17 protein-coding genes and 1 riboswitch are annotated in these 23,043 nt (G+C 71.1%); of the genes, 6 read left to right on the top strand and 11 right to left on the bottom strand.

The annotated features are described in order from the left end of the window. Positions 1 to 8: 8 nt before the first annotated feature. The 4 genes from RAN62_RS04495 to RAN62_RS04480 all read right to left on the bottom strand — a co-directional run bounded on the left by RAN62_RS04495 (position 9) and on the right by RAN62_RS04480 (position 6,712). Positions 9 to 887 (bottom strand): carbohydrate ABC transporter permease, encoded by an 879-nt coding sequence (locus RAN62_RS04495; RefSeq protein ID WP_305783172.1) that lies wholly within the window; start codon positions 885 to 887, stop codon positions 9 to 11. Then, positions 884 to 1,723: a carbohydrate ABC transporter permease gene (locus RAN62_RS04490; protein ID WP_305783171.1), complete on the bottom strand. Its 840-nt coding sequence runs from the start codon at positions 1,721 to 1,723 to the stop codon at positions 884 to 886. Before RAN62_RS04490 ends, RAN62_RS04495 begins: the two co-directional genes overlap by 4 nt. Positions 1,724 to 1,770: 47 nt before the next feature. Next, on the bottom strand, positions 1,771 to 3,078 hold the full coding sequence (locus tag RAN62_RS04485) for an ABC transporter substrate-binding protein (RefSeq protein ID WP_305783170.1): 1,308 nt from the start codon (positions 3,076 to 3,078) through the stop codon (positions 1,771 to 1,773). Positions 3,079 to 3,271: 193 nt separating this feature from the next. Beyond that, positions 3,272 to 6,712 carry an RHS repeat domain-containing protein gene (locus RAN62_RS04480; RefSeq protein ID WP_305783169.1) on the bottom strand — a complete coding sequence of 1,147 codons (3,441 nt, stop codon included), beginning with the start codon at positions 6,710 to 6,712 and terminating at the stop codon, positions 3,272 to 3,274. A 144-nt stretch (positions 6,713 to 6,856) separates the two neighbouring features. On the opposite strand from RAN62_RS04480, the gene RAN62_RS04475 reads away from it, so the two are divergent. Continuing rightward, complete coding sequence (locus RAN62_RS04475; RefSeq protein WP_305783168.1) at positions 6,857 to 7,630, top strand: FHA domain-containing protein; 774 nt, start codon at positions 6,857 to 6,859, stop codon at positions 7,628 to 7,630. On the opposite strand, the gene RAN62_RS04470 is transcribed toward RAN62_RS04475, so the two are convergent. The 5 genes from RAN62_RS04470 to RAN62_RS04450 form a co-directional block, all read right to left on the bottom strand. Next, positions 7,594 to 9,114: a protein kinase domain-containing protein gene (locus RAN62_RS04470; protein ID WP_305783167.1), complete on the bottom strand. Its 1,521-nt coding sequence runs from the start codon at positions 9,112 to 9,114 to the stop codon at positions 7,594 to 7,596. The two genes, RAN62_RS04475 and RAN62_RS04470, sit on opposite strands and share 37 nt — an antisense overlap. 29 nt (positions 9,115 to 9,143) lie before the next feature. Next, on the bottom strand, positions 9,144 to 10,154 hold the full coding sequence (locus RAN62_RS04465; protein ID WP_305783166.1) for a LacI family DNA-binding transcriptional regulator: 1,011 nt from the start codon (positions 10,152 to 10,154) through the stop codon (positions 9,144 to 9,146). A 178-nt stretch (positions 10,155 to 10,332) separates the two neighbouring features. Beyond that, on the bottom strand, positions 10,333 to 13,212 hold the full coding sequence (locus RAN62_RS04460; protein WP_305783165.1) for a beta-galactosidase: 2,880 nt from the start codon (positions 13,210 to 13,212) through the stop codon (positions 10,333 to 10,335). Positions 13,213 to 13,231: 19 nt separating this feature from the next. Further along, positions 13,232 to 16,165 carry a glycoside hydrolase family 3 protein gene (locus tag RAN62_RS04455; RefSeq protein ID WP_305783164.1) on the bottom strand — a complete coding sequence of 978 codons (2,934 nt, stop codon included), beginning with the start codon at positions 16,163 to 16,165 and terminating at the stop codon, positions 13,232 to 13,234. A gap of 184 nt (positions 16,166 to 16,349) precedes the next feature. Next, entirely contained in the window at positions 16,350 to 17,408 is a 1,059-nt protein-coding gene (locus RAN62_RS04450) for a serine/threonine-protein kinase (protein ID WP_305783163.1), read from the bottom strand. A 183-nt stretch (positions 17,409 to 17,591) separates the two neighbouring features. Then, positions 17,592 to 17,720: riboswitch (FMN riboswitch) on the top strand. Between the two features lie 62 nt (positions 17,721 to 17,782). Here RAN62_RS04450 and RAN62_RS04445 point away from each other — a divergent pair. The 5 genes from RAN62_RS04445 (at position 17,783) to RAN62_RS04425 (ending at position 21,283) form a co-directional block, all read left to right on the top strand. Continuing rightward, entirely contained in the window at positions 17,783 to 18,493 is a 711-nt protein-coding gene (locus RAN62_RS04445; protein WP_305783162.1) for a nicotinamide mononucleotide transporter family protein, read from the top strand. Positions 18,494 to 18,602: 109 nt separating this feature from the next. Then, positions 18,603 to 18,935 (top strand): STAS domain-containing protein, encoded by a 333-nt coding sequence (locus RAN62_RS04440; protein ID WP_305783161.1) that lies wholly within the window; start codon positions 18,603 to 18,605, stop codon positions 18,933 to 18,935. Positions 18,936 to 18,954: 19 nt separating this feature from the next. Then, positions 18,955 to 19,281 (top strand): TraR/DksA family transcriptional regulator, encoded by a 327-nt coding sequence (locus tag RAN62_RS04435; protein WP_305783160.1) that lies wholly within the window; start codon positions 18,955 to 18,957, stop codon positions 19,279 to 19,281. An 86-nt stretch (positions 19,282 to 19,367) separates the two neighbouring features. Next, a complete protein-coding gene (locus RAN62_RS04430) occupies positions 19,368 to 20,855 on the top strand; it encodes a hypothetical protein (RefSeq protein WP_305783159.1) in 1,488 nt (495 codons plus the stop codon). After that, positions 20,852 to 21,283, top strand: a complete 432-nt coding sequence (locus RAN62_RS04425) for an MEKHLA domain-containing protein (protein ID WP_305783158.1) — start codon at positions 20,852 to 20,854, stop codon at positions 21,281 to 21,283. Before RAN62_RS04430 ends, RAN62_RS04425 begins: the two co-directional genes overlap by 4 nt. On the opposite strand, the gene RAN62_RS04420 is transcribed toward RAN62_RS04425, so the two are convergent. Together RAN62_RS04420 and RAN62_RS04415 are read right to left on the bottom strand one after the other, a co-directional pair. Further along, positions 21,242 to 21,952 carry an ATP-binding cassette domain-containing protein gene (locus tag RAN62_RS04420; RefSeq protein ID WP_305783157.1) on the bottom strand — a complete coding sequence of 237 codons (711 nt, stop codon included), beginning with the start codon at positions 21,950 to 21,952 and terminating at the stop codon, positions 21,242 to 21,244. The genes RAN62_RS04425 and RAN62_RS04420 overlap by 42 nt on opposite strands. Before the next feature lie 123 nt (positions 21,953 to 22,075). Further along, positions 22,076 to 22,840 carry a pectate lyase family protein gene (locus RAN62_RS04415; protein WP_305783156.1) on the bottom strand — a complete coding sequence of 255 codons (765 nt, stop codon included), beginning with the start codon at positions 22,838 to 22,840 and terminating at the stop codon, positions 22,076 to 22,078. Positions 22,841 to 23,043 lie beyond the last annotated feature (203 nt).

Raw genomic sequence — 23,043 nt, 5'->3', positions numbered from 1 at the left:
GGACGTCCTTACTTGATGGCGCCGGCGGCGATGCCGCGGGTGAGGGTGCGCTGGAAGATCAGGAAGAACAGCACGGCGGGGAGGATGCCGACGAGGGCCGAGGCGCTGGTCGCGGTGGCGTCCATGAGCCGGTCGCCCTGGAGCACGGCGAGCGCCACGGGCACGGTCTGGTTGTCCGCGCTGACCAGGAAGATCAGCGGCAGGAAGAACTCGTTCCAGGTCCAGATGAAAAAGAACGTGAACAGCACGCCGAGCGTCGGCATGCTCACGGGCACGACGACGCCGAACAGCGTCCGCCACTTGCCGGCCCCGTCGACCGCGGCGGCGTCGAGCAGTTCGCGCGGGAACTCGTCGTACACCGACGACAGCAGGTACGTGCCGAAGGCCGACTGGATCACGGTGAAGATGATGATGATCGCGACCGGGCTGTCGTACAGGTAGAGGGCCTTGGAGATGTAGTACAGGGGGTACACGAGGACTTCCTGCGGAAGCAGGTTCGCCACGAGGAAGAAGACCAGGAACCACACCCGCCCGCGGACGCGGCCGATCCCCAGCGCGTACGCGTTGAGCACCGACAGCAGCACGCCCAGCACCGCCACCGACAGCGCCGTGACGAGACTGTTCAGCAGCTTGCGGGTGAAGTCGACGCGTTCCCAGAAGTCGACGATGCCCTGGAAGCTGATCGACTCGGGGATCGACAGCGGGCCGTTGCTCGCGTAGTCGGCCGGCGTCTTGAAGGCGTTGAGCACCACGACCAGGATCGGCGCGACGACCAGCAGACAGAGCACGAGCAGGACCGCGAGGATGATCCACCGGGCTCTCGACCGGCGCGGACGGGTCGATGTATCCGTTTTGTCCAACTCGGGCGGCGCGGTGACGATTGTCATTTCGCGCTCTCCCGGTTCTGCAGGCGAAGGAACACGAAGGCGAGGATCACGATGATCACGGTGAGGACCGTGGAGATCGCCGAGCCGTAGCCGACCTGCGCCTTCTGGAAGTAGTTCTGCCACGCGAAGTACGAGGGGACGAGCGTCGCGTTGCTCGGGCCGCCCTTGGTCAGCACGTACACCTGGCCGAAGATCTTCAGCGCGGCGATCGTGGTGGTGACCAGGACGACGTACAGCTCGGGCCGGATGAGCTTGACCGTGATGGCCCGGAAGCGCTGCCACCAGCTCGCGCCGTCGAGGTCCGCCGCCTCGTAGAGCTCGGGGTCGATGCGCTGCAGGCCGGCCATGAACATGACGACCGGATAGCCGAGCTGGAACCAGATCATCACGAACATGACGCTGAGCAGCGCCCAGTCCGGGTCGCCCAGCCAGTCGCGGCCCAGCGAGCCCAGGCCGATCGAGTCGAGGATGCGGTTCAGCGCCCCGTAGCTGGGGTGCAGGATCCACACCCACACGATGCCGGTGACCGCGACCGGCAGCACCTGCGGCAGATAGAAGCCCGACCGCAGGATGCGCGCCCACCGGTCGCCGACGACCTTGGCGACGTAGTCGAACAGCACCGCCGCCAGCACCAGGCCGAGCAGCGTCGGGATGACCGCCATCGCCACGATCAGCAGCAGGATGTGCCCGAAGGAGCCCCAGAAGTTCGCGTCACCGAACAGCCGGGTGTAGTTGTCGAAGCCGATCCACTGCGGATCGGTGACGCCGTTCCACTTCGTGAAGCTGATGCCGACGGTCATCACCAGCGGCACCACGATCACCGCCAGGGAGGCCACGATCCCTGGAATGAGAAAAGGCGCGTAGCCTCCCTGCCGTTTCTGACTCATTTGCCGAGGTCCGCCAGGTTGTCGTTGTACGGCTTGGCGACCTCGTCGAGCATCTGCGCCGGCTTCTTCGAGCCGTTGATCAGGCCCTGGAAACCGCCGGCGAGCACGTCGTAGTAGCCGGGCGCGGGCCAGTCGGGATAGAACGCGAGCCCGTCGGCCGAGGACACCTTGGTCCACAGGTCGAGCAGCTCCTTGTTCTTCGCGTCGGTGATCGAGGCCGCGTCGGCCGCCACGGGCACCCCGCCGTTGTTGCCCAGCAGGTTCTGGACCTCCGGCTGCATGGTGATGTCGATGAAGTCGTACGCGAGCTTCTTGGCCTTGCTCTTGGTCGGCACGACCCACAGGTTGCCGCTCGAGCCGGGGTGCAGCGTGTTGCCCGGGAACAGGAACGTGCCCCACTGGAAGTTCTTGATCTCGTCGACGAAGCGGCCGTACCACCAGCTGCCGGAGATCATGATCGGGAACTTGCCCTGGCTGAACGCGACGCCCATGTCCTCGGCCTTGATGCCCGCCGAGTTCTTCGGGATGTAGCCCTTGGCCACCCAGTCGGCGAAGGTCTGCGCGCCGTAGGTGAGCTCGGGGCCGTGGAAGTCGACCTTGTTCTTGTAGAGCTGGTAGTCGTCGACCCAGGCCCGGTCGGCCTTGCTCAGCGACAGCTCGTACGCGATCTGCATGGCCGGGTACTCGGCGCCGCCGACCGACAGCGGCGTGACCTTGTTCTTGACGAACGTGTCCATGGCCGCCGTGAACTCGTCCAGCGTCGTCGGCACGGCGATCTTGTACTTGTCGAACAGGTCCTTGTTGTAATAGACCATCACGAACTCGCCGTAGTTCGGCACGCCGTACCAGTTGCCGTCGCCCATGATGCCGTCGGCGTCGTACTTGGCGGTGGTCTGCAGGCTCGGGGTGAGCTTCTTGTCCCAGCCGCGGCTCGTCGCCTCACCGGACAGGTCCTCCAGCAGGCCCTGCTTCGACAGCAGGCCGGCCGTGGCGTTGCCCTTGTTGTACTCGAGGATGTCGGGCGCGCTGTCCGAGTTGAGGATCATGCCGGCGTTCTGCTGGATCTGCTCGAAGCTCTTCTCCTCGAACTTCACCTCCACGCCGGGGTGGCTCGACTTGAACAGCTCGATCGCCTTGTTCCAGGCGATGCCCATGGCGCTGTTGGGCGCCTCGTAGTGCCAGAGGGTCAGGGACTTGGCGTCGGCGCCCTCGTCGCCTTCGCCGTTGGATCCGCATGCGGTGAGGCCGAGGGACGCCGCGAGAAGCAGCGCGCCTGCGGCGGCTTTGAGTCGGGTATGCGCCATGCCGGGTCTCCCGTGGGGTGGCTTCCGGGTGTCGTCGAAGCGCTTCGACGATCGCAGTGTCGAAGCGCTTCGACACTGGGGAGGACGCTAGGTTTCCGCCACGGTCGATGTCAACAGTGTGTCCGGGAAGTTTCTTGCCCGGCGCCGGCCCGGACGCGCCCGCACGGGCACGATCCGGACCGGCGCTTTCCTCCTAGAGGAAGGGGATGTCCGGGACCGCGGCATAGACCGCTTCCTCGAGGACGTTGCCCCGGTCGAGGCTCTTACGGCCTGACGCGTTCTGCACGCAGGCCTCCTTCGCCGCGCCGCCGAAGCCCGCTCCGATCCGCTGGCCGATCACCGCGCCGGCTGCGGCGCCGGCGCTGACACCCGCGATCGTCCCCGCGGGTCCCACCGCGCTTCCGATCGCCCCGCCGATGACACCGAGACCCAGTCCGACGCCCCAGCCGACCAGCTTCTCCGAGGCCTCGCACTTGGCGATCGCGCGGCCGGTGGGGTCGACGTAGTTGACCGGGTTGTCGGCGGCGTAGGCATAGCGGTTGCCCTCGGACGGGTCGAGCAGCCGCGTGATCGGGTCCTGCTGGACGAACCGGCCCTGGAACGGGTTGTACCAGCGCGTCCCCAGCTTGGTCAACTGCGTGCCGAGCCCCCACAGGTTGTCCTGGAAGGCGCCGGTGTAGCGCAGCGGGTTGTCCTCGGCGTGGTCGCCCGAGGAGCTGACCAGGCCGCCGTACGGGTCGTAGACATACTTGGCCTGCTCGGCGCCGTCGCGGTCGACGAGGCCGACGACCGAGCCCTGCCGGTCGGTGACCAGGTAGTAGGACTCGCCGTCGATCGTGAGCCCGAGCGGCTGGCCGGTGGGATCGCGCTCGACGTAACCCTGGGTGTAGTCACCGTCGGAGTAGTACTGACGGTAGGACTGGATCCACGGCAGCCCTGTCGTGCCGCTGCGGCCGTAGACGAGGTCGGCGGTGGCGGTCGTGATGAACTCGTCCTGGCCCAGGCCCGCGTAGACGAACGGGGTGCCGCCCGCCTCGACCATCTGCCCGGCGGCGTTCCAGACGAGCGCCGGTCCGCCCGAACCCGCGCCCGCAAGCTGGTTGCCCGCGCCGTCGAACGTGTTGCCGCTGTTGGTGACCTGGTTGGCGGCGTTGGGCGTCAGGGTCTGGGTGGTGGTGCCGCTGCGCACGACGGTACGGCGGAAGCCGTTCGCGTCGTAGGTGTACGACCACGACGCGCCCCCGTAGTTGGTCGCGCCGGTCAGCCGGTTCCCCTTGTCATAAGTGAAGTCGGAGCGGGTGGCGGTCAGATGGTTGTAGTCCCACTGCACCAGGTCGCGGTCCGCGGCCGGCGCCGAGCAGGAGCCGTTGTACGAGAAGGGGGTGTAGCACGTGGACACGTCCGACACCGTGGTCTGCGCGCCCGAGTCGCGGACCGTCGAGATGCGGCCCAGCCGGCCGGTCTTGTCGTAGGTGGTGACCGTCCGGGCCGCCCACGCCGTCTTGGCGGTGTTGGTGTCGAAGTACGTGGCGGTCCGGCGCCCGTCCTTGTCGTACTCGAAGGCGTACCGCGCGCCGGTGGCCGTCTCCATGGTCGTCAGCAGGTTGCGGCTGTCGTAGGAGTAGGTGGTGGTGCCGCGGCCGTCGGTCAGTGAGGTCAGATTGCCGACCGGATCGTAGCCGTACGCGAGATCACCGCCGCCGGTGGTGGCGGCCCGGCGGGTGAGCCGGTTCAGCGGGTCGTGATCGAGATACACGACGCCCGCCGCGTCGTCCCGCTGGTAGAGATTGCCGTAGGCATCGTAGGCGAACACCACACCGTCCGTGCCGTCGGAGTAGTCGACGTCGATCAGCCGATCGTCGGTGTCGTACCCGTAAGTGACGGTGCGCCCGGCGCCGTCGCTCGCGGTGCGCAACCGGCCGAAGGCGTCGTACGTGAAGTCCCGCGCGCCCAGGCTGGTGCCGGTCACCGGGGTGATGCCGGTGACCTGCTTGCTGGTCGTGTTCACCTGATAACGGGTCGCGTTGGTGCCGTTGGCCGGGTCGGTCGAGGTGGCCACCGTCCCGTCGGCGTTGTAGGTCACCTTCGGGGTGGCGGCGGAGGCGTCCGCGACGGAGAGCCGGTTACCGGCGCCGTTGTAGGTGTAGGACGAGGAGTTGCCCTGCCGGTCCTTGTCGGCGGATCGCTGGAACCCTGCCGTGGGGTTCGTGGTCGTCCCCGCGTTGCCGTAGGTGACGGTGCTGCCGCCGGCGGACGCACCGGTCGACGGGAAGGACGCCGTCAGCGACTGGCCACCGTTGGCGCCGTAGGTGTTGGTCACCGACCCGCCCTCCGCCGAGGTGGCGGTGAGCACGTCCTGGAAGGGCGTGTAGGTGGCGCTGCGGGTGTTGCCGGCGGGGTCCTTCACCGCGGTGATCCGCTTCGACGCGTCCACGGTGTAGGTGGTGCGGGCCACGGACGTCACCGGCAGCGACAGGTCGGTGTTGGCGTCGGCGACCAGGCTCTGGGTGGCGCTGGGGTAGGCGAAGCGGGTGGTGGCGCCCGCCCCGGTGCCGGCATCGGTCACCCGGGTCAGCGAGGTCACGCGGTGGGCGCTGTCGTAGGTGACGGTCGTGCGCTGCGATCCGCCCCACCCGGCGGTCAGGGTGATGGAGGTCAGGTCGCCCGCGGAGCTGTAGCCGAAATGGGCCGCCCGGGTCGTGGGGTGGGTGATACCGCTCAACCGGCCGCCCGCGTACGTGTAGGTGGCGGCCCTGGTCGTACCGTCGTCACCGCTCTGCCGGTACGCCGCCAGTTGCCCGGCGCCTGTCCACTCCACCGCGGCCCGGCGCGCGCCCGAGCCGCCCCGGGTCGACACGACCGCGGTTTCCCGGCCGTCGCCGCCCAGCTCGAGATCGGTCGTGTTGCCGTTGCGGTCGGCCCACTTGTCGAGTCGGCCGGCCGTGGTGAAGGTCAGCTTCCGGCCGCCGTTCTCCTGCAGTGTCCAGCCCGTACCGGTGACCTTGGTGAGCTTCGCCTTGAACTCGCCGGGGCTGGTGTAGGTGGAGGCACCCGACGAGGTCGGCGTGAACACCCCGGCGACGCCGTCGCCGGTCAGGTAGGTCACGGTGCCGTCGTCGGCGGCGATCAGCCGCTCGTCGGTACCGGTGCCGGTGCTCCAGCCGGGTCCGAAGGCGCCCGCGCCGGCGGCCGAGCCCGCCAGGAGGCTGTTGTAGGTGGCTCCGAGCTCGACGTCGTCGCCGAGGCCGGGCAGGGTCAGATCCCGGCTGCGCAGCAGCAGGTTGCCCGAGCCCACGTTCACTTGCACCAGCAGGGTGTCGGAGAGCGGGACGGAGAAGAAGGTGCCGTTGCGCACCGGGCCGGTCCCCTTGGGAACGTCGGGCGCCGCGGCGATGCGGGCAGCCGGGCCACCCTGGGCCGGCAGCGCCACCGTGCCGAGGGAGCGCGGTGAGGCAGTGGCGGCGCCCCGGCCCGGGCCGTCCACCACTGACGCGCTCGCCCGGGACCGGTCCGGCGGGGACACCGGGTGGTGCCCGGGACCAGGCGTAGGAGCGGCCGCAGCCGGTGCGGGCGCGACGAGCGCGGTGGCGGCGAGGGCGGCCGCTACCGCGACGCGGACAGGTTGTCGAGTCACAGTGACCCCGTTTCGTGAGCGAAAGATTTCTCTTCGTGTCCGGACATCGACGATGCTCACACGAGCGAATGCGGCCGCGATCCTGGAAGCTTGCAGGGACCGGACGCTCTGGACCCCCGGCCGTACGCGCACGACAATCGATGGGTGCGATCAACTGCCCTGCCGTGGCGCGGCATCGTCGTCCAGGCGGACGCCCCCTCGCGGACCCTCGAGCTGCCCGTCGGCGCCACCGCCCGCTTCGGGCGTGACGCGGGAGCCGACATCGTCCTCGCCGGCGCCGACGCCGGTGTCTCCCGCCTGGCCGGCACCGTCACCGCGACGGAGGACCACTGGCTGCTGACCAATCTCAGCCACCGCAGCACCTACGTCGTGGAGAACCCGGAAGGCGGGGGCGAGTTCGTCAAAGCCGCTCCGCTACGGCTCGACATGCCCGTCCCGTTCGAGTTCGCGCGCGTCGTCGTGCCGGGCACAGTCCGGCCGGCGGCCTTCCTCGTCTTCGCGCCTCAGCACGCGTACGCCGAGCGCTCGGCGCACCAGCCGGCGGGCGACCCCACGCGCACGGCGTTCCCCCTCGACGAGAACGCCAAGTACTTCCTGGTCCTCGTCGCGCTCTGCGAACCGCGCCTGCGCGACACCACGAGCCCGGTGGTGCGTACGGTGCCGGAGATCCTGGACCGGCTGGCCGGCGCGCCCGGTGCCGCTGGGCTGACCCGGACGTCGGTCAACTTCCACATCGACTATCTGGCTCGGGTCAAGCTGCGGGTGAAGCCGCCTGCGCCGGCGGGCAAGGCGGACTGGCAGCGGGCCGCCCTGATCTCCTTGGCCCTGCGGTTCGACCTCGTGCGTCCCGAGCATCTCGCCCTGCTCGGCCCGGCCGGCGCTCAGGTGCGCGCGGGTGCCGGATCCACCGCGCGATAGGTGGCGAGCGCCGAGCGCAACCGCGCGGCATAGGCCGCCAGAGAGGGATCCGCCGGGACACCACCGGCTGCCCGGACCTTGCTCACGGAAGTGCGGAAGGCGAGCGCGAGATTCACCTCCCGGTCGCCGGGCACCTCCTCGACGGCGGCGGAGGCCCGGCACAGGTAGTCGCCCAGCGGCGGGATGGACATCTCCGGCGGGAACGGCGGCTCCGGGGTCACCGTCCGCTGCCCGGGCGGCAGGTAGTACTGCAGCACCCGCGGCGTCCACCGGGCGATGCCGTACTCGTCGGCCACCGGGTCCCGGTAATCGGGGTCGAACCCGGTCTCGGCTTCGAGCATCGCAGCCACCAGCACCGGCGTGACAGCGGGGTCATCGGGACACCGGGTGCCCGCCCGCACGATCAGGTCGCGGTAGCGGGCCGGCACGGCATCGGTCCGGAAATACCGCTCATAGCCGGGCTCGGGATCGCGGGCTCCGCCCGGGCCGCCGGCGCCCAGCAGCACCCCTGCCCCGGCCGCCGTGGCGAGCACCGCCGCGGCCGCGACCAGCGTGCGGGTCATCACAGTGCGCCGCCGTCGCCCCGGAGCCGGCACAGCGCTCAGCTCCCGGGCCCGCCGGGCCAGGCTCGCGGCTGTGACGCCCGCCCGCCGCCCGTGATCGGGAGACAGGCAGCCGGCGACGAACTCCCGCCACTCCGGGCTCAGCGCCGGCGGGAGACGCAACTCGGCCCGGCCGTCCGCGTAGGCCGCAGCCGCCGCGGCGCGCGCCCGCGCGGTCACGCCGGCGAACGGATAACCCCCGGTCAGCAACAGACATGCCGTCACCCCGAGAGCCCACACGTCAGCGGTCTGGCGGACCGGCACACTGCCGTCACGCAGCTCCTCCGCCCACCGCTCGGGCGGGACGAAGTCCATCGTGCCCGCCGGGGGCAGCAAAGCGTGCGTCCCGATCAGCTCGGCGGACAACCCGAAGTCACCGAGCCGGGCCGAGCCGTCAGCCATGAGCAGCACATTCGACGGCTTCAGGTCACCGTGCACCCATCCCGCCTCGTGCAGGTACGCCAGCCCGGCCGTCACCTCCGCGAGAATCCTGGTCGCACCGGCCAGCCCACCGGTCCCCGCCGCCAGCGCGTCCGCGGCGGACTCCAGAGCGAGCTCCGTGGCCAGCACGGTGGCCCCGTCGATGCCGGGACTCGCCGGATCGTCCACCACCCACGAGCCGTGGATCGCCAGCAGGAACGGGTGCGCCAGATGGCGATGCGCGTGCAGCTCCCGGTCGGCGAGCCCGGCCAGATGCTCCAGCTGCCGCCGCGTCGGCGTGCCGGTGGGCAACACCTTCAGAGCTGCCGCGTACGGCCGGCCGCCGTCCACCCGCCGCGCCTCGTACACGGTGCTCCAGCTGCCGGCACCGATTCTGCGCACCACCCGCCACGGGCCGACGACCCGCCCCGGCTCGAGCTCCCCCAGCGCGTCGCCGTCCACCGTTCCCCCTCGGAGTCCTCACGCCACGATCAAGGTCGCCGGGGCGCCGCGCAGCTGTCCCGTTCGACCAGGGTGGGGGGCAGCAGGCGGGCGCCCGGCGCGGGACGGCCGTCGAGGAGATCCATCGCGGTCTGCACGGCGAGGGTGCCGACCTCGTGCGCCGGGATGTCGGCCGAGGTCAGGGCGACCGGGCTGGCCACCGCCACGTCGCGCGGGCACACCGCCACGATCGACAGGTCGTCCGGGATCCGGCGGCCCCGGGCGCGCAGCTCCTCGAGCAGCGGCCCGAGCGCCTCCTCGTTGTGCACCACCAGCGCCGTCGTGCCCGGCTGCTCGGTGTCGATCCAGGCCAGGCAGTCGCGCACGCCGGTCGTGCCCGGCTCGCACGAGTGCGCCACCGCCTCCAGGCCGAGCTCCTCCGCGGCCTTGGTGAAACCACCCAGGAACCTTCCCGCGTACGTCGTCCCGCGCTCGTAGACCGCCGGCGACGGTCCCACCAGGGCGACCCGGCGGTGGCCGTGACCCGCCAGGTGGGCCAGGCACTCGCGCGCCGTGGCCGCGAAGTCCAGGTCCACGCACGCGATCCCGGCCGCGTCGTCGGGCAGCCCGATCAGCACGGACGGCTGCTTGAGCCCGCCCAGCGCCGGGATGCGCACGTCGTCGCCCTCGACGTCCATGAGGATCAGCGCGTCGACCATGGTGGCGCCGGCGACCCGCTCGAGACCGGCGGTGCCCTCGTCCTTGGTCAGCAGCAGCACGTCGTGGTTGACCGCGCGCGCCGCCGTCACCACCGCGGTCACGAACTGCATGATCACGGGCACGTTGACGTCGGCGCGCAGCGGCACCACGAGGGCCAGGACACTGGTCCGGCTGCTGGCCAGGGCGCGCGCCCCGGCGTGCGGGTGGTAGCCCAGGTCGGCGATGGCGGCGCGGACCCGGGCGCTGGTCTCGGCCGAGATGGGGCGGCGGCCGCTGAGCACGTACGACACCGTGCTCATCGAGACCCCGGCCGCCCGGGCGACATCGCTGATCGTCGCCATCGCCCCTCCCCCGCCGAGCCCGTCGGACGTGCCGGAACCGGCACGCGCCCCGTCGCTCATCGGGATCCTAACGATTCTCTGCCGGGGTTGGTCCCGCGGATCAGGCGTCGCCGAGGCGGAGTCCAGGTTTCGCCCCGCGCAGCGAGGCGGAAGCTGGGCCCGCCGCAGGCCGTCTGATTCACGGGACCAACCCCGGGCCGCCACGCTGTGTGCCCGCGGTCACCAGGACGGGCGGCGTGACCGTCCCGGGGGCCGTGGCGACCACGCTCAGCGCGAGGGTGTTGGACCCGTGTTCCTTCAGCACGCCGGCGGGCAGGACGAAGTCGGTCTGCGGCCCGATCTGCCCGCCGTAGTGCCCCAGGTTCCAGCCGTTGAGGAACAGTTGCACCCGCTGCCCGGCCGGCGGCGTGCCCGGGAACCGCAGCGCCAACGACGTGTCCTGCGCGCGCGGCAGGTCGAGCGCGAACTCGGTGCGGAACCAGGTCACCCCGGCCGGCGCCGCCCACTGTGCCCGCGGCCAGGCGACGTGCCCCGGCAGCGTCCAGCCGGCCCGCTCGCCGTAGAGCCCGCCCAGGTTGAGCGGCCCCCGCACCGGATCGGGCAGGTCCTCGCCGCCCCGCGCGCCCTGGATCCGCCAGGTCACGTCGCCGCCGCCCGCGATCGACGCCCGCACGAGCCCGCGCGGCTGCCGGAAGCGGTTGTCGTCGGCCGTCCAGTCGTCGTTGTTGCCCATGTTCTGCACGAGCACGGACACGACCGCCTGCTGCCCACCTTTCAGGACCCCCGGGGGTACGGCGAAATGTCCCGGCCCCGGATCCGGATTGATCGGCGCGTCCGAGTCGGCCTGGGTCCCGCCCGCCGCCGAGCCGAGATAGCGCCCGTCGAGCCACACGAGGTAGACGCCGCGGCGCCCGGTGATCGCGTTCAGGTCGATCGAGGTCTCGGCCCCGGTGGCGGTGAACCGGCCCCGATACCAGACCGCGCCGCTGTGGAACCCGTAGTCGTCGGACGGCAGCCCCGCGTCCGCGACCCGCCAGCGCGCGTCGTCGAACCCCGGCTTGGCCTCCGGTGCTTCGGCCTTCCCCTGCCACCCGCTGAGCTGCGGCAGCCTGACCTTGGCCGGACCCGGCAGACGCCCGACAACCGATCCACTGGCCGTGGCATTGGTGTTGACGCGCAGCCCGTTGACGGTGACCGTGGTCGCCCGGCCTTGGCTTCCTAGGAGGCTAGGTTGAGCGCCGCCCGCGGTGCCGGACCAGATCTCGATCGGTCCCGCCGTCGCGGTGTCGGCCCGCAGGGACAGCGACGACCCCCGGGAAGACGCCGAACGCAGAAGGTCGGTCCCCCGCACCAGGACCGGACCGGACGCCGTGTCGGCCCGCCAGAAGGTGGCCGCCGAGGCGTCGGTGCCGAGCATCAGCAGCAACGGCCGGCGCCCGCCCCCGGTGATCAGGACCCGGGCGAGACCCTGGTGGGTGTAGGAGAGGCGCAGATCGCCGCCCGAGAACGACGACGCGACCTTGCCGTCGAGGACGGTGACCTTCGGGCGCGACGAATAGCGCAGCACGGTCTCGCCCGCTGTGCCGCCGGTGCCGTAGAGCACGGCCACGTCCCGGCCGCCGATCGGCTCGTGGGTCAGCAGCTCCGACGTGGAGTAGACGAGCCGCTGGCCGCCGAGGTCGTACCCGGCGAGGAACAGCTTCGCGTCCCGGCCGATCAGGCGCACGGGCACCTGGTAGCGGCCGTCCGGCGTCGCCCAGTCCAGCGTCGCGCGGTCGTCCGAGACAGCCGCGCGATCCGTGTGCCGCAGGAGAACGATCTGCGTACCCTCCGCGGTGTTGACCCGCGCCGCGGTGGACAACGCCGCATTGCTCGACGCCGGTCCGGGGGCGGCGTCCGTGGACGTCAGCGGGGTGACGGCGCGCTGGAAGTAGTTCTGCCGCTTGAACTCGTCGTACTTGGCGGTCAGCTGTCGCGCCTCGGTGATCGCGGCGCCGTAGTCGTAGCTGGTGTAGACGTCGTTCGGCTGCCCGAGCCAGCCCCAGTTCGTGCCGCCGAAGCCCATGTAGTAGCTCAGCAGCGTGGATCCGCTCTGCACGAGATTGTTCTTCTGGAAGTACTTCATGTACGGCACGCCGGTCAGCTTCCGGCAGGCCTCGTACCCGGCGTTGTCGAGGTCGATCGCGCCGGCCTGATATTCCGCCGCGTATCCCGGGGCGTCGGGCCGGATCCGCTCGGTGACCCCCTCACCCCAGTCGCCCCACACCGTTTCGTAAGAAGCGCAGTCGAACGTCTGCGGATAGTCGTCCACGCCCGGAATCTGCACGGCGCCCAGCCCGGATCCCCACGTCGACGCCCACGACGCCGCGTCGCAGCAGACGTTCGTGGTGATCGGCACGGTGATGCCGTCCGCCCGCGCGGTGTCCTGCAGGTCCTGCATGTACTGCGCGTCGGTGTTCGCCTGGTACTCGTTCTCGACGTTGTAGAGCAGCACGCTCCCGCCCCGGTCCACCTGGTGCCGGGCAAGGATCGGATTGATGTGCGCGAGCCACTCCCGATAGGCCGCGGTGTAGCCGGCCTCACTGCTGCGCGCCCGCCCCGGCACCCGCTTGAGCCACGCGGGGAAGCCACCCCCGCTGGTCTCGGCATTGATGTAGGGCCCCGGCCGGGCGACGACCCACAACCCCAGGTCCTCCGCCGTACGCAGCAGCTTGTCGACGTCACGCACACCGGTGAAGTCGTACACGCCGCGCTTCGGCGAGTGATACGCCCAGCTGAAGTAGAGCGAGACGGTGTTGAAGCCGGCCGCCTTGTACTTCTCGAGGATGTCGCGCCACAGCGCCGGGCTCGGCAGCCGGAAGTAGTGGAACTCGGCTGCGCGAACGAACACCCGCTCACCGTCCACCGTGAGCGAATGCGCATCGTAGGAGACGCGAGAAGGCGCGGCCGCCTTCGCCTCAGCGGCCGGGGCCGCGCCGGCCCGGGCGGGGTGACCCAGCCCGGACGCGACGAGGACGGCGGTCAGCAGCGTGAGGAGCACCCGGCGAGTGACCGGCATCGTGGATGACGTCCTCATGTCACTGGATCCGGAAGTCGGCGATGCGGATGCCGTTGCTCAGCAGCAGGTACAGGTCGCCGGACCCACGGGCCACCGGCGCGGTGACCGAGGTGTACGCGTACCGGCTCCCGGTGCTCGGAACCGTCACCGTGCCCAGCACCGGCCCGGTCGGCGACCCGCGCCGGATCTGGATCGTCCCGGTGCCCGCCGACTCCTTGGCCACGGACGCGGTGAACGTGCGTCCGAAGCGGGCGTCCCGGTATCCGACCCACTGACCGTCCGCCGTGGACCCGACGGCCGTGCCGCGCGCCTTGGTCTCGTCCACGAGACGGACCCCGGCGTACGTGTCGAAGGCCTCCGCCCGCGTCGATCGCGTCAGGTCCCGCGGCGGGATCGTCTCGCCCCGCACGGCCAGCGAGCCGCGCACCCGGATGTCCGCCGACGACGAGCCGACGAGCACGTCGTGGGTGGCCGTCTCGACGACCCAGCGCTGCCGGGTCACGTCCCAGTGGGCGAGGTCGGCGCGGTCGAAGGACAGCGTCACGGTCTTCGTGCGGCCCGGCGCCACGTGCACCTTGTCGAAGGCGCGCAGCTCCTTGACCGGCTGCACGTCGCGCGAGGTGCGCTGGTGCGTGTAGAGCTGGACGACCTCGTCGCCGGCGACCTTGCCCTTGTTGGTGACGTCGACACTGACCTTGGTGCCGCGCACCTTCAGGTTCGAGTACTTGAAGGACGTGTACGACAACCCGTGGCCGAAGGGATACAACGGCTTGGCGGTCGAGTACAGGTACGTCTGCTTGCTGCCGATGATGTCGTACTCGTACAGGTCGGGCGGCAGCTGGTCGTCGGAGCGGTACCAGGTCTGGGTGACCTTGCCGGAGGGGTTGACCTTGCCGTAGAGGACGTCGGCGACGGCGTGCCCGGTCTCGGCGCCGGCGTGGGTGGTCCACAGGATGGCCGGGACGTGGTCCTGCTCCCACGTGATGCTGTCGGGGTAGCTGGTCTGCAACACCACGGTCGTCCGCGGGTTGGCCCGCAGCACCGCCTTGACCAGCTCGCTCTGCCCGGCGGCGAGGGCCGTGCTGGTGCGGTCCTTGATCTCGCGGCCGTTGATGAAGGGCATGCTGCCGACGACGACCACGGCGTTGTCGGCGGCCTTCGCGGCGGCGACGGCCTGGGCGATGCCGTCCACGAGCACCTCGCGAGTGAAGTGGGCGGCCCCGGCGGCGTCGGGCGAGCCGAGCACCAGCCGGCCGTCGGCGGACACGGTCAGATAGACGTTGGATCCGAACCAGCTCTCACTGGTCTCGTAGCCGGCATAGCGGAGGACGACCGTGCCGTCGCCCTGCGCCTCGATCTTGAACTGCTGCTGGACGTACCAGCCGGAGGGCTGCTCGTCGCGGGTGACGAAGCCGCCGCCGCCCGAGCCCAGGTACCGCCCGGTGCCCACATTGCGCAACGTGACGACGTCCTGGCCCCAGTCGACCACGTCGAACTGCGCGTTCGCGGTGGCGCCGGTGCCGGTGACCGTCACGGGCGTCGTGTCGGTGGTGCCGCCCGCGGTCACGTACCGGCCGGTGGTGACGTCCTTGAGGGCGATACGGTCCGAGCCTTCGCTCTGGGTGACGGCCGAGGCGCGCTCGCGGATGCCGTCGGCCACTGTGACCTGGTACGGGAGCTTCCCGCCGTACCAATCGTTGTAAAGGGTGTCGGACAGCGGCCCGACCACCGCGACCTTCCCGCCCGGCTTGAGCGGCAGCGCCTGCTTCTGGTTCTTGAGCAGGACCGCGGCCTCGGCGGCGGTCTCGCGGGCGAGGCGCTGGTGCGCGGGGCTGTTGACGACCTCGGGACCGATTCCCGCGTACGGGCCCCCGTCCGGATCGAACTCGCCCAGCCGGAACCGGATGCTCAGCGCGTGCCCGGCGGCCCGGTCGATGTCCCGCTCGGTGAGCAGCCCCTGCGCGAGTGCCGCCTTGACCGACGCGATCGTGGGGCCGCCGTCGGTGTTGTCCACGGTGAAGCTGTCGAGGCCGGCCTTGATGATCGCGGCGCTCGCCTCGGCCTGGGTCGCGTAGTACTGCTGCGAGCCGGTCAGATTGTAAGGCGCGTAGGCGTCGGTGACGTTGAACAGCGGATAGTCGCTCCAGCTCCTCTCTATCGTGGCGAGGTCGGGATCCACGGTGGCGGGACGACCGTTGACCAGGTTGTACGACGCCATCACGCCCGTGGCGGCATCCGCTTCCAGAGCCGGCTTGAAGGCCGCGCGGTCGTACTCGTTGAGGACACGCTGCGGCAGGTTGGAGGAGCTCACGTCGCGGCGGGCCTCGTTGTTGTACGCGAGATAGTGCTTGAGGGTCGGCGCGGTCTTGAGGTGGCCGGGGTCGCCGCCGGTGAGCCCGGTGCCGTACGCGGTCGAGATCTCCCCGGTCAGGAACGGGTCCTCGGAGTAGCCCTCCTCGTTGCGTCCCCAGCGCGGGTCGCGCAGCAGGTTGACCACGGGCGCCCACAGGTTGAGCCCCCACACCCGGTCATTGATCTTGTTGTAGCCGCGGGCCTCGTCGCCGACGGCGTTGCCGACCCGTTCGAGCAGCTCCGGATCCCAGGTGCTGGCCAGGCCGACCGGCTGCGGGAAGACGGTGCCGGTGGCGGTGACGACGTCGCCGTTGTGGTCGACGTCGTTCGACCACGCGATGCCGTGCAGGGCCTCGGTGCCGGCCTTGAAGAGCTTGATGCCCAGCCGCGGGATGGCCGGCTGGTACTGGTGCAGCAGCGAGATCTTCTCGTCGAGGGTGAGCCGGTCGACCAGGTCGGCGACGCGGGTCTCCAGGGGCAGCGACGGGTCGCGGAACGGCGGGGCGGGCTCGGCGGCCAAGGCCCGGCCGGGCACGGCGGCCAGGGTGAGAAGCAACAGGGCGACGGCGGCGAGAGCGCGCCGGAATTCGACTTTTCGCATGGTCCTTCGTCCTCGCTCGCGCGCCGGACACGCTCCACGCAGGTGCAGGTGGGAGCCGTCGAAGCGCTTCGACTACGGGGTGGGCAGGGAGGCAGCGGAAAAGGGCTGGACGAGCGCCAACCATAGATGGCGTGCGATGCCTCACTCAAGAGCCCGGACGAAATGTGCCGGTAACGCCGTCGAATTACGCGGCTTGGCGTACCTGAGCACGGTCCACGCGGACCGGACCCACGGCGGCGGACACCGCCGTGGCGGACAGCGCCACGAGCAGCAGCAGGGCGAGCGGCTTGCGGCCGAACGCCCAGTCGCGGGCGCGGTTCGGCGGGCGCCGGGGCTTCTGCCGGGGCACGGGCGGCGGCGTCACCCGCAGCGGCGGGGCCGCCGGGGCCGGGAGCCGCGGGACACCCTCGAGCCGGGCGGCGAGCCGGAGCAGCGCCTGGTGCAACGTCTGCGCGTCCGGCCGGCGCCGCGGGTCCTTCTCCAGGCAGCGGGCGATCACGGCCCACAGCTCGTCGTCCAGGCCGGCCGGGCGGCGCGGCCGGTGGTCGAGGTGGCTCTGCAGCACCGCGAAGGGCTCCCCGGTGAAGGGCGTGCGCCCGGTGACCAGCTCGAAGAGGACGATGCCGACGGCGTACACGTCGACCGCCGGGTGAGCCTCGCCGCCGCTGATCGCCTCGGGCGCCATGTAGTGCGGGGTGCCGACGACGGTGCGCCCGGAGGTCACACCCGGCTCGTCGAGGACCCGGGCGATGCCGAAGTCGGAGAGCCGTACGTCGCCGCGCGCCGACAGCAGGATGTTGTCCGGCTTGATGTCGCGGTGCACGACGCCGAGCTCGTGCGCCACACGCAGGGCGGCCGCCGCCTGGGCCAGCAGGCGGGCGGCCTCGGCGGGCGGCAACGTCCCGTCGCGGCGCAGCTTGTCGCGCAGGCTGCCGCCGTCGGCGTACTCCATGGCCAGGCCGAGCGAATCCCCCACGCTGAACAGGTCGCGGACGCCGACCACGTGCTCGTGCCGGACCCGCTTGAGGATCGTGCGCTCCTGCACGAAGCGGGTGACCATCGACGGCTGAGCGAGCAGCCCCTCATGCATGAGCTTGACGGCGACCGGGTCGCCGGTGGCGCTCTCCAGGCCGCGCCAGACCGTGCCCGTGGCGCCGCGGCCGACCGGGCAGATGAGCACGTACGAACGGCCGACCAGCCGGCCGCTCAGCTCGCCGGGGCCGGTCTCAGGGGTCTGCGGCACCGGTCGATGCTGACCCGTGGGGGTCCGCCGTGGCAACGCCCGGGCGCCGGATTGTCCGATCAGCGCACGCCCTCCGGCCGAAGCGTCACCCGGCTCCGGGCGGGTCGTTGAGCCTGTGTCCTTCGTCGCTCCCCGCCCGGACCAGGCATTCCGGGTCTAGTATTTGCTCTGGCAACAAGTTTCGAGCGCGTCCCGGGGTCGGTGCAAGTCCGAACCGGCGGTGACAGTCCGCGACCCGACCGCAGCCGGCGGCCGGTTGACCCGGTGCAATTCCGGGACCGACGGTGAAAGTCCGGAAGGGAGGCGGCGCGCTCGCTGGTCGTACCGTGCGCGGTCTGTCCCCGGCGTGCACCTTCCGCGTGGAGGTGGACCCGATGATCGACAACCTGCTGACCTCGTTCTACGACGCCCAGTGGCAGGTGACCGACACCCAGGCGATCTACTGGCGCGAGATCGTCGGCAACGCCTTCGGTCTCGGCTCGGCGCTGTTCGGCCTGCGCCGCAACGCCTGGGCCTGGCCGGTCGGCATCGTCGGCAACGTGCTGCTGTTCACCGTCTTCCTGGGCCAGGCCCTCGGCAACGACCAGGGCACTCCCCTGTACGGGCAGGCGTCGCGCCAGGTCTTCTTCGTCATCACCAGCGTGTACGGCTGGTGGGCCTGGCGGCGCAACAAGCAAGCGACCGGCGGCACCGCGGTCGTCCCGCACTGGGCGACGGCCCGCCAGCGCGCGATCGGCATCCCGGTCGCCCTGGTCGCGGTGGCGCTCTGCTTCCTGATCTTCCGCGCGATCGGCGCCGGTTTCCCGGTCCCGTGGTGGTACTACCTCGCCGACTCCTGGATCTTCGTCGGCTCGATCCTCGCCACCTACGCGATGGCCCGCGGCTGGGTCGAGTTCTGGCTCTGCTGGATCGCCGTCGACCTGGTCGGCGTGCCGGAGCTGCTGCACTTCCGCTACTACCCGTCCGCGATCCTCTACGCGGTCTACGCCGCGTTCGTGATCTGGGGCTTCGTGGTCTGGCTCCGCCTCTCCCGCACCGCCCAGGTCCAGCGCGTCGACTCCCCCACCATGGAGACCGTCGCCTGAGGCGTTACCGCGCCGTGACGAGGTGAATTCTTCCGGGCCGGCTCGACGTTGCGGGGCGGGGTTTCTAGGCTGTCTGCGCACCCAACAGCGGGTTACGGAGGACGTGCTGATGGCCGCGACCCTGGTCGACGTCGCAACCACTTCGGACGGCACCCTGGTCGTCCAGCCCCACGGCGCCCTGGGCGCCGACGACGCGGTCGATCTGCGCATCACGCTCGTGCACGCGGTCCGCACGATCCGCCCGCTGCGGCTGGTGCTCGACCTGCACGACGTCGCCGCCCTCGACCCGATCAACGCGGGCACGCTGGCCGCCACCTGCCGCCTGGGCGACGATCATCAGGTCGCGGTGTTCGTGCACGCGGCCACGCCGGCGCTGGCCCGGCAGCTGACCGCCGCCGGCCTGCCCCACGACCGGCTGCGCTGGCCGGTCGCGACGCCCTGACGCGGCTTACCCTCGAGGCATGATCCGGGACGAGCTGCTGCGCCGGCGCGCGACCGCGGAGGCCGAGGCCGCCGAGCTCGACCGCGACCTGCGGGCACTCTTCGCGGCGTCCCGCGACTCCAACGCCGACGACGAGCACGACCCCGAGGGCGCGACCGTCGGCTACGAGCGGGCCCAGCTGACGGCGCTGCTGGCCGCTGCCCGGCAGCGGGTCGCCGAGGTGGACGACGCCCTGCGCCGGGTCGACGCGGGCACCTACGGCGTGTGCGAACGCTGCGGCCGCCCGATCGGCGCCGAGCGCCTCGAGATCCGGCCCTTCGCCCGCCACTGCATCGCCTGCGCCTGACCGTTTCGGGCAGACTCGGAGGGCGATGCGGGCATTCGGGCGTGTCCATGTTCCGCTCGCGGGGCCCGGCCGGTGGGATCTGCGGCATGGCTGTGACGACACAAGAGCTGGACTTCGAGACGACCGTCTTCGACAAGGAGTACATCGACCTCAACGGGACGCGGGAGGGGATCGTCGTCGGCGGGCGCGACCTCTTCGAGCGGCTGCCGCAAGCCTTCGCGGGGCTGAACCAGATCGCCGTCGTCGGGTGGGGGCCGCAGGGCTCCGCGCAGGCGCAGAACCTGCGGGACTCGCTGGGCGGCCGGGTGAAGGTCGTGGTCGGGCTGCGGGACGGCTCCTCGTCGTTCGAGGCCGCGCGGGCCGCCGGCTTCACCGAGGCCGACGGGACCCTGGGCGAGATGTTCGAGGTGATCCGGGCCTCCGACATGGTGCTGCTGCTGATCTCCGACGCCGCCCAGGTCGCGCTGCACGAGGAGATCTTCGCGGCGCTGCGGCCGGGGGCCACGCTCGGACTGTCGCACGGGTTCCTGCTCGGCTATCTCGATCAGCAGGGCAGCGGCTTCCCCGAGGGGATCGACGTCGTCGCGGTGTGTCCCAAGGGGATGGGCGCCTCGGTGCGCGCGCTCTACCTGCAGGGCGCGGAGACCAACGGCGCCGGGATCAACGCCAGCTTCGCGGTGCACCAGGACGTCAGCGGCCGGGCGGTCGAGCGGGCGCTGGGCTGGTCGGTGGGGCTCGGGGCGCCGTACACCTTCCGCACGACGCTGCGCTCGGAGTACCTGTCCGACCTGACCGGCGAGCGGTCGATCCTGCTCGGCGGGGTGCACGGGATCGTCGAGTCGCTCTACCGGCGGCTGCGCGACCAGGGGCTGGACGAGACCGCCGCCTACCGGCGCTCGGTGGACTGCGTGACCGGGCCGATCTCCCGGATCGTGTCCAAGGAGGGCCTGATCGGACTCTTCCGGGCGTTCGGCGGCGACGACCGGGAGACGTTCGCCAAGGCGTACGCGGCCGCGTATCCGGTCGGGCTCGAGCTGACCCACGAGATCTACGACGAGGTCGCGTCGGGCAACGAGATCCGCAGCGTGATCCTGGCCGGCGAGCGGCTCGCCCGGTTCCCGATGGGCAAGATCGACCAGGGCGACATGTGGCGGGCGGGCGCGGTGGCGCGGCAGACCCGGGACGATGCCACGCTGCCCCTGGATCCGTTCACGGCCGGGACGTTCTGCGGCGTCATGATGGGGCAGATCGACACGTTCGTCGAGCAGGGACACCCGTACTCGGAGATCGCGAACGAGTCGGTGATCGAAGCGACGGATTCGCTCAACCCGTACATGCACGCTCGTGGCGTTTCGTTCATGGTGGACAACTGCTCGACGACCGCGCGCCTCGGCTCCCGGAAATGGGCGCCGCGCTTCGACTACCTGCTGACGCAGACGGCGTACCCGGCGGTGGATCACAAGACCGCGGTGCTGGACACGACCCTGATCGAGGCGTTCGAGGAGCACCCGATCCATGAGGTGCTGGCGATCTGCGCCCGGATGCGGCCCTCGGTCGACATCTTCGTGCAGTGACGCGCGACGCCGCCTTCGCGGACCTGCTCGACCGCAGCTACGCGGCCCTGCTCGGCCGGCCGCTGGTCCCGGCCGGACAGGACAAGACCCCCTGGCTGTACGACGCCCCGTCCGCCCTGCTGGCCCACGACACGTCCGCCGACCCGCTGTTCACCTACGCCAACCGGGCGGCGCAGCGGCTCTTCGGATACGACTGGGACGAGTTCGTGGGCCTGCCGTCCCGGCTGAGCGCGGGTGACGAGGATCGAGGATCCCGGCAGGAGTTCCTGGACACGGTCGCGCGGCAGGGCTACGCCGAGCACTACCGGGGCCGGCGGGTCGCGAAGGACGGCCGCGTCTTCTGGATCGAGGACGTCACGCTCTGGAACCTCACCCGCGACGACGGCTCACCGGCCGGGCAGGCCGCCCTCATCCGGCGCTGGAGCTGACCGGGGCCCGTCGCCCGGGCCGCCCGCGCCGCCGAGCGACAACCACGCGTCGGCGGCCGCGGGCGCGGTGCGTCCGGCCCAGACGACCGCGAGCCCGTCGGAGCGCAGCCGGGACACCGTGTTGAGCAGGATCCGCCCCTCGGCCCCGGTCAGCCCGCCGGCGATCCCGTCGAGCAGCAGCACCCGCGGCCCGGCGGCGAGGGCGCGGGCCAGCTCGAGCCGCCGCCGGTCCAGCGGCGGCAGCCGCCCGGCGGGCTCCCCGGCGCAGCGCCGGATCCCGGCCCGTTCCAGCGCCCCGGCCGCCGCGGCCTGCGCGCGGTGACCCCGCAACCCGGCCGCGGCGGCGAGCACGCTCTCAAAGACGGTCACCCCGGCGAGGGGCCGGGGCACCTGCCGGGTACGCCCGACGCCCCGCCGGCGCCGCTCGTCCACCCCCAGCCGCGTCACATCTTCCCCGTCCAGCCACACCGTGCCCGTGTCCGGAGCCGCCGCGCCGCTGAGCAGGTCGAGCAGCGTGGACTTGCCCGCGCCTCCGCCGCCCACGACGGCCAGCACCTGTCCCGCATCGACGCTCAGCGAGACGTCGTCGACGACCGGTCGCGGGCCGAAGCTCTTGCGCAGGCCCTCCGCCTCGAGCAGCGGCTCGGTGGTGGTCGGCGCATTCTCCATGGCGGCGGCTCCCCCCAGGGTCGCCCCTTGCATAGCCCGCCACCGATGATCGAAGCAAGCCTGCGAGAAAACTCGAAGGCCCCACCCGCCGCGCCCCGGGAAGGGGGCGCGGCCGGGCCTCCGTCACATGACGATGTCGGCCCGGGGACCGGAGGAGGTCGAGACCAGGCTGGGCACGTTCGCGGTCGGGTCGAGGGTGTACGAATAGAAGCTGCCCGGGGTGAACGCCGACCCGGACGTCTCCTGCCGGCCCGTGGAGTTGACCACGGTGCTGCCGCTCTGACGCAGCTGCGCGCCGGTGGCGGTGTCGGGGTAGTACGGGTTGTTCACCTTGTCGAAGTAGCCGTTCTCGATGACCATCTTCGTCGCGCCCCGGGCGTAGTTGCCGTAGCTGGTCACGTTCTGCAGGTAGTTGTTGTAGAGGTGGCAGTACTGCAGGTTGTCCGCGCTCGGATTGCGTTGCGTGCTGTTGAAGATGTGGTTGTGGTGGATCGTCATCCGGGCCGTCACGTTGGTGGTCCAGCCGATGCCGAACGTCTTGTTGTGGTTGCCCATCTTGTTCCAGGACACCGTGACGTTGATGGTGTCGATCCGGCTGTCGATGTAACCGTCGTTGACGTCCGTGAACGTGACCGTCGTCCCGCTCGCGCCATCGGTCGTAACCTGGGCAAAGCCGTCCGCGGTATGAGACCACCGGCCCGGCGCGCTGACGGCGGTGAAGGACCACTGCATGCGGGAGATGGTGGCGCAGGTCTCCTGCACCACCGGGTTGTTGCCGGCCGTCGAGCCGTCCTTGTTGCTGACGCACAGCCCGTTGGCCGACGCTGCCAGCACCCCGGCGAGCCGCCGGGCGCGGTGGCGCCCCCGGGCGGCGGAGATCATTCCCATGACGGACTCCCGGTAAAAGATAGAAGCGCGGCGATGAGTAGACGCCGCGGGCGACGGTCCGACAACACAAAACGCCCAGCGTTCCGGCACTGGCCCCTGTCTCGGAGATCGTGTTCTGCGCCGGAACATGCGTCATGCGATCACCGACAAGGAAACCCTGCGTCAGCGCCCCTGTCGGGAACCCGGTAGGCGGCAGCGAACAG

It is taken from the genome of Symbioplanes lichenis (assembly GCF_030709675.1).
In the GTDB taxonomy this organism is placed as follows: Bacteria; Actinomycetota; Actinomycetes; order Mycobacteriales; family Micromonosporaceae; genus Actinoplanes; species Actinoplanes lichenis.
The sequence above is the reverse complement of the archived record's forward strand: the minus strand, read 5'-3'. Positions and strand labels throughout refer to the sequence as shown.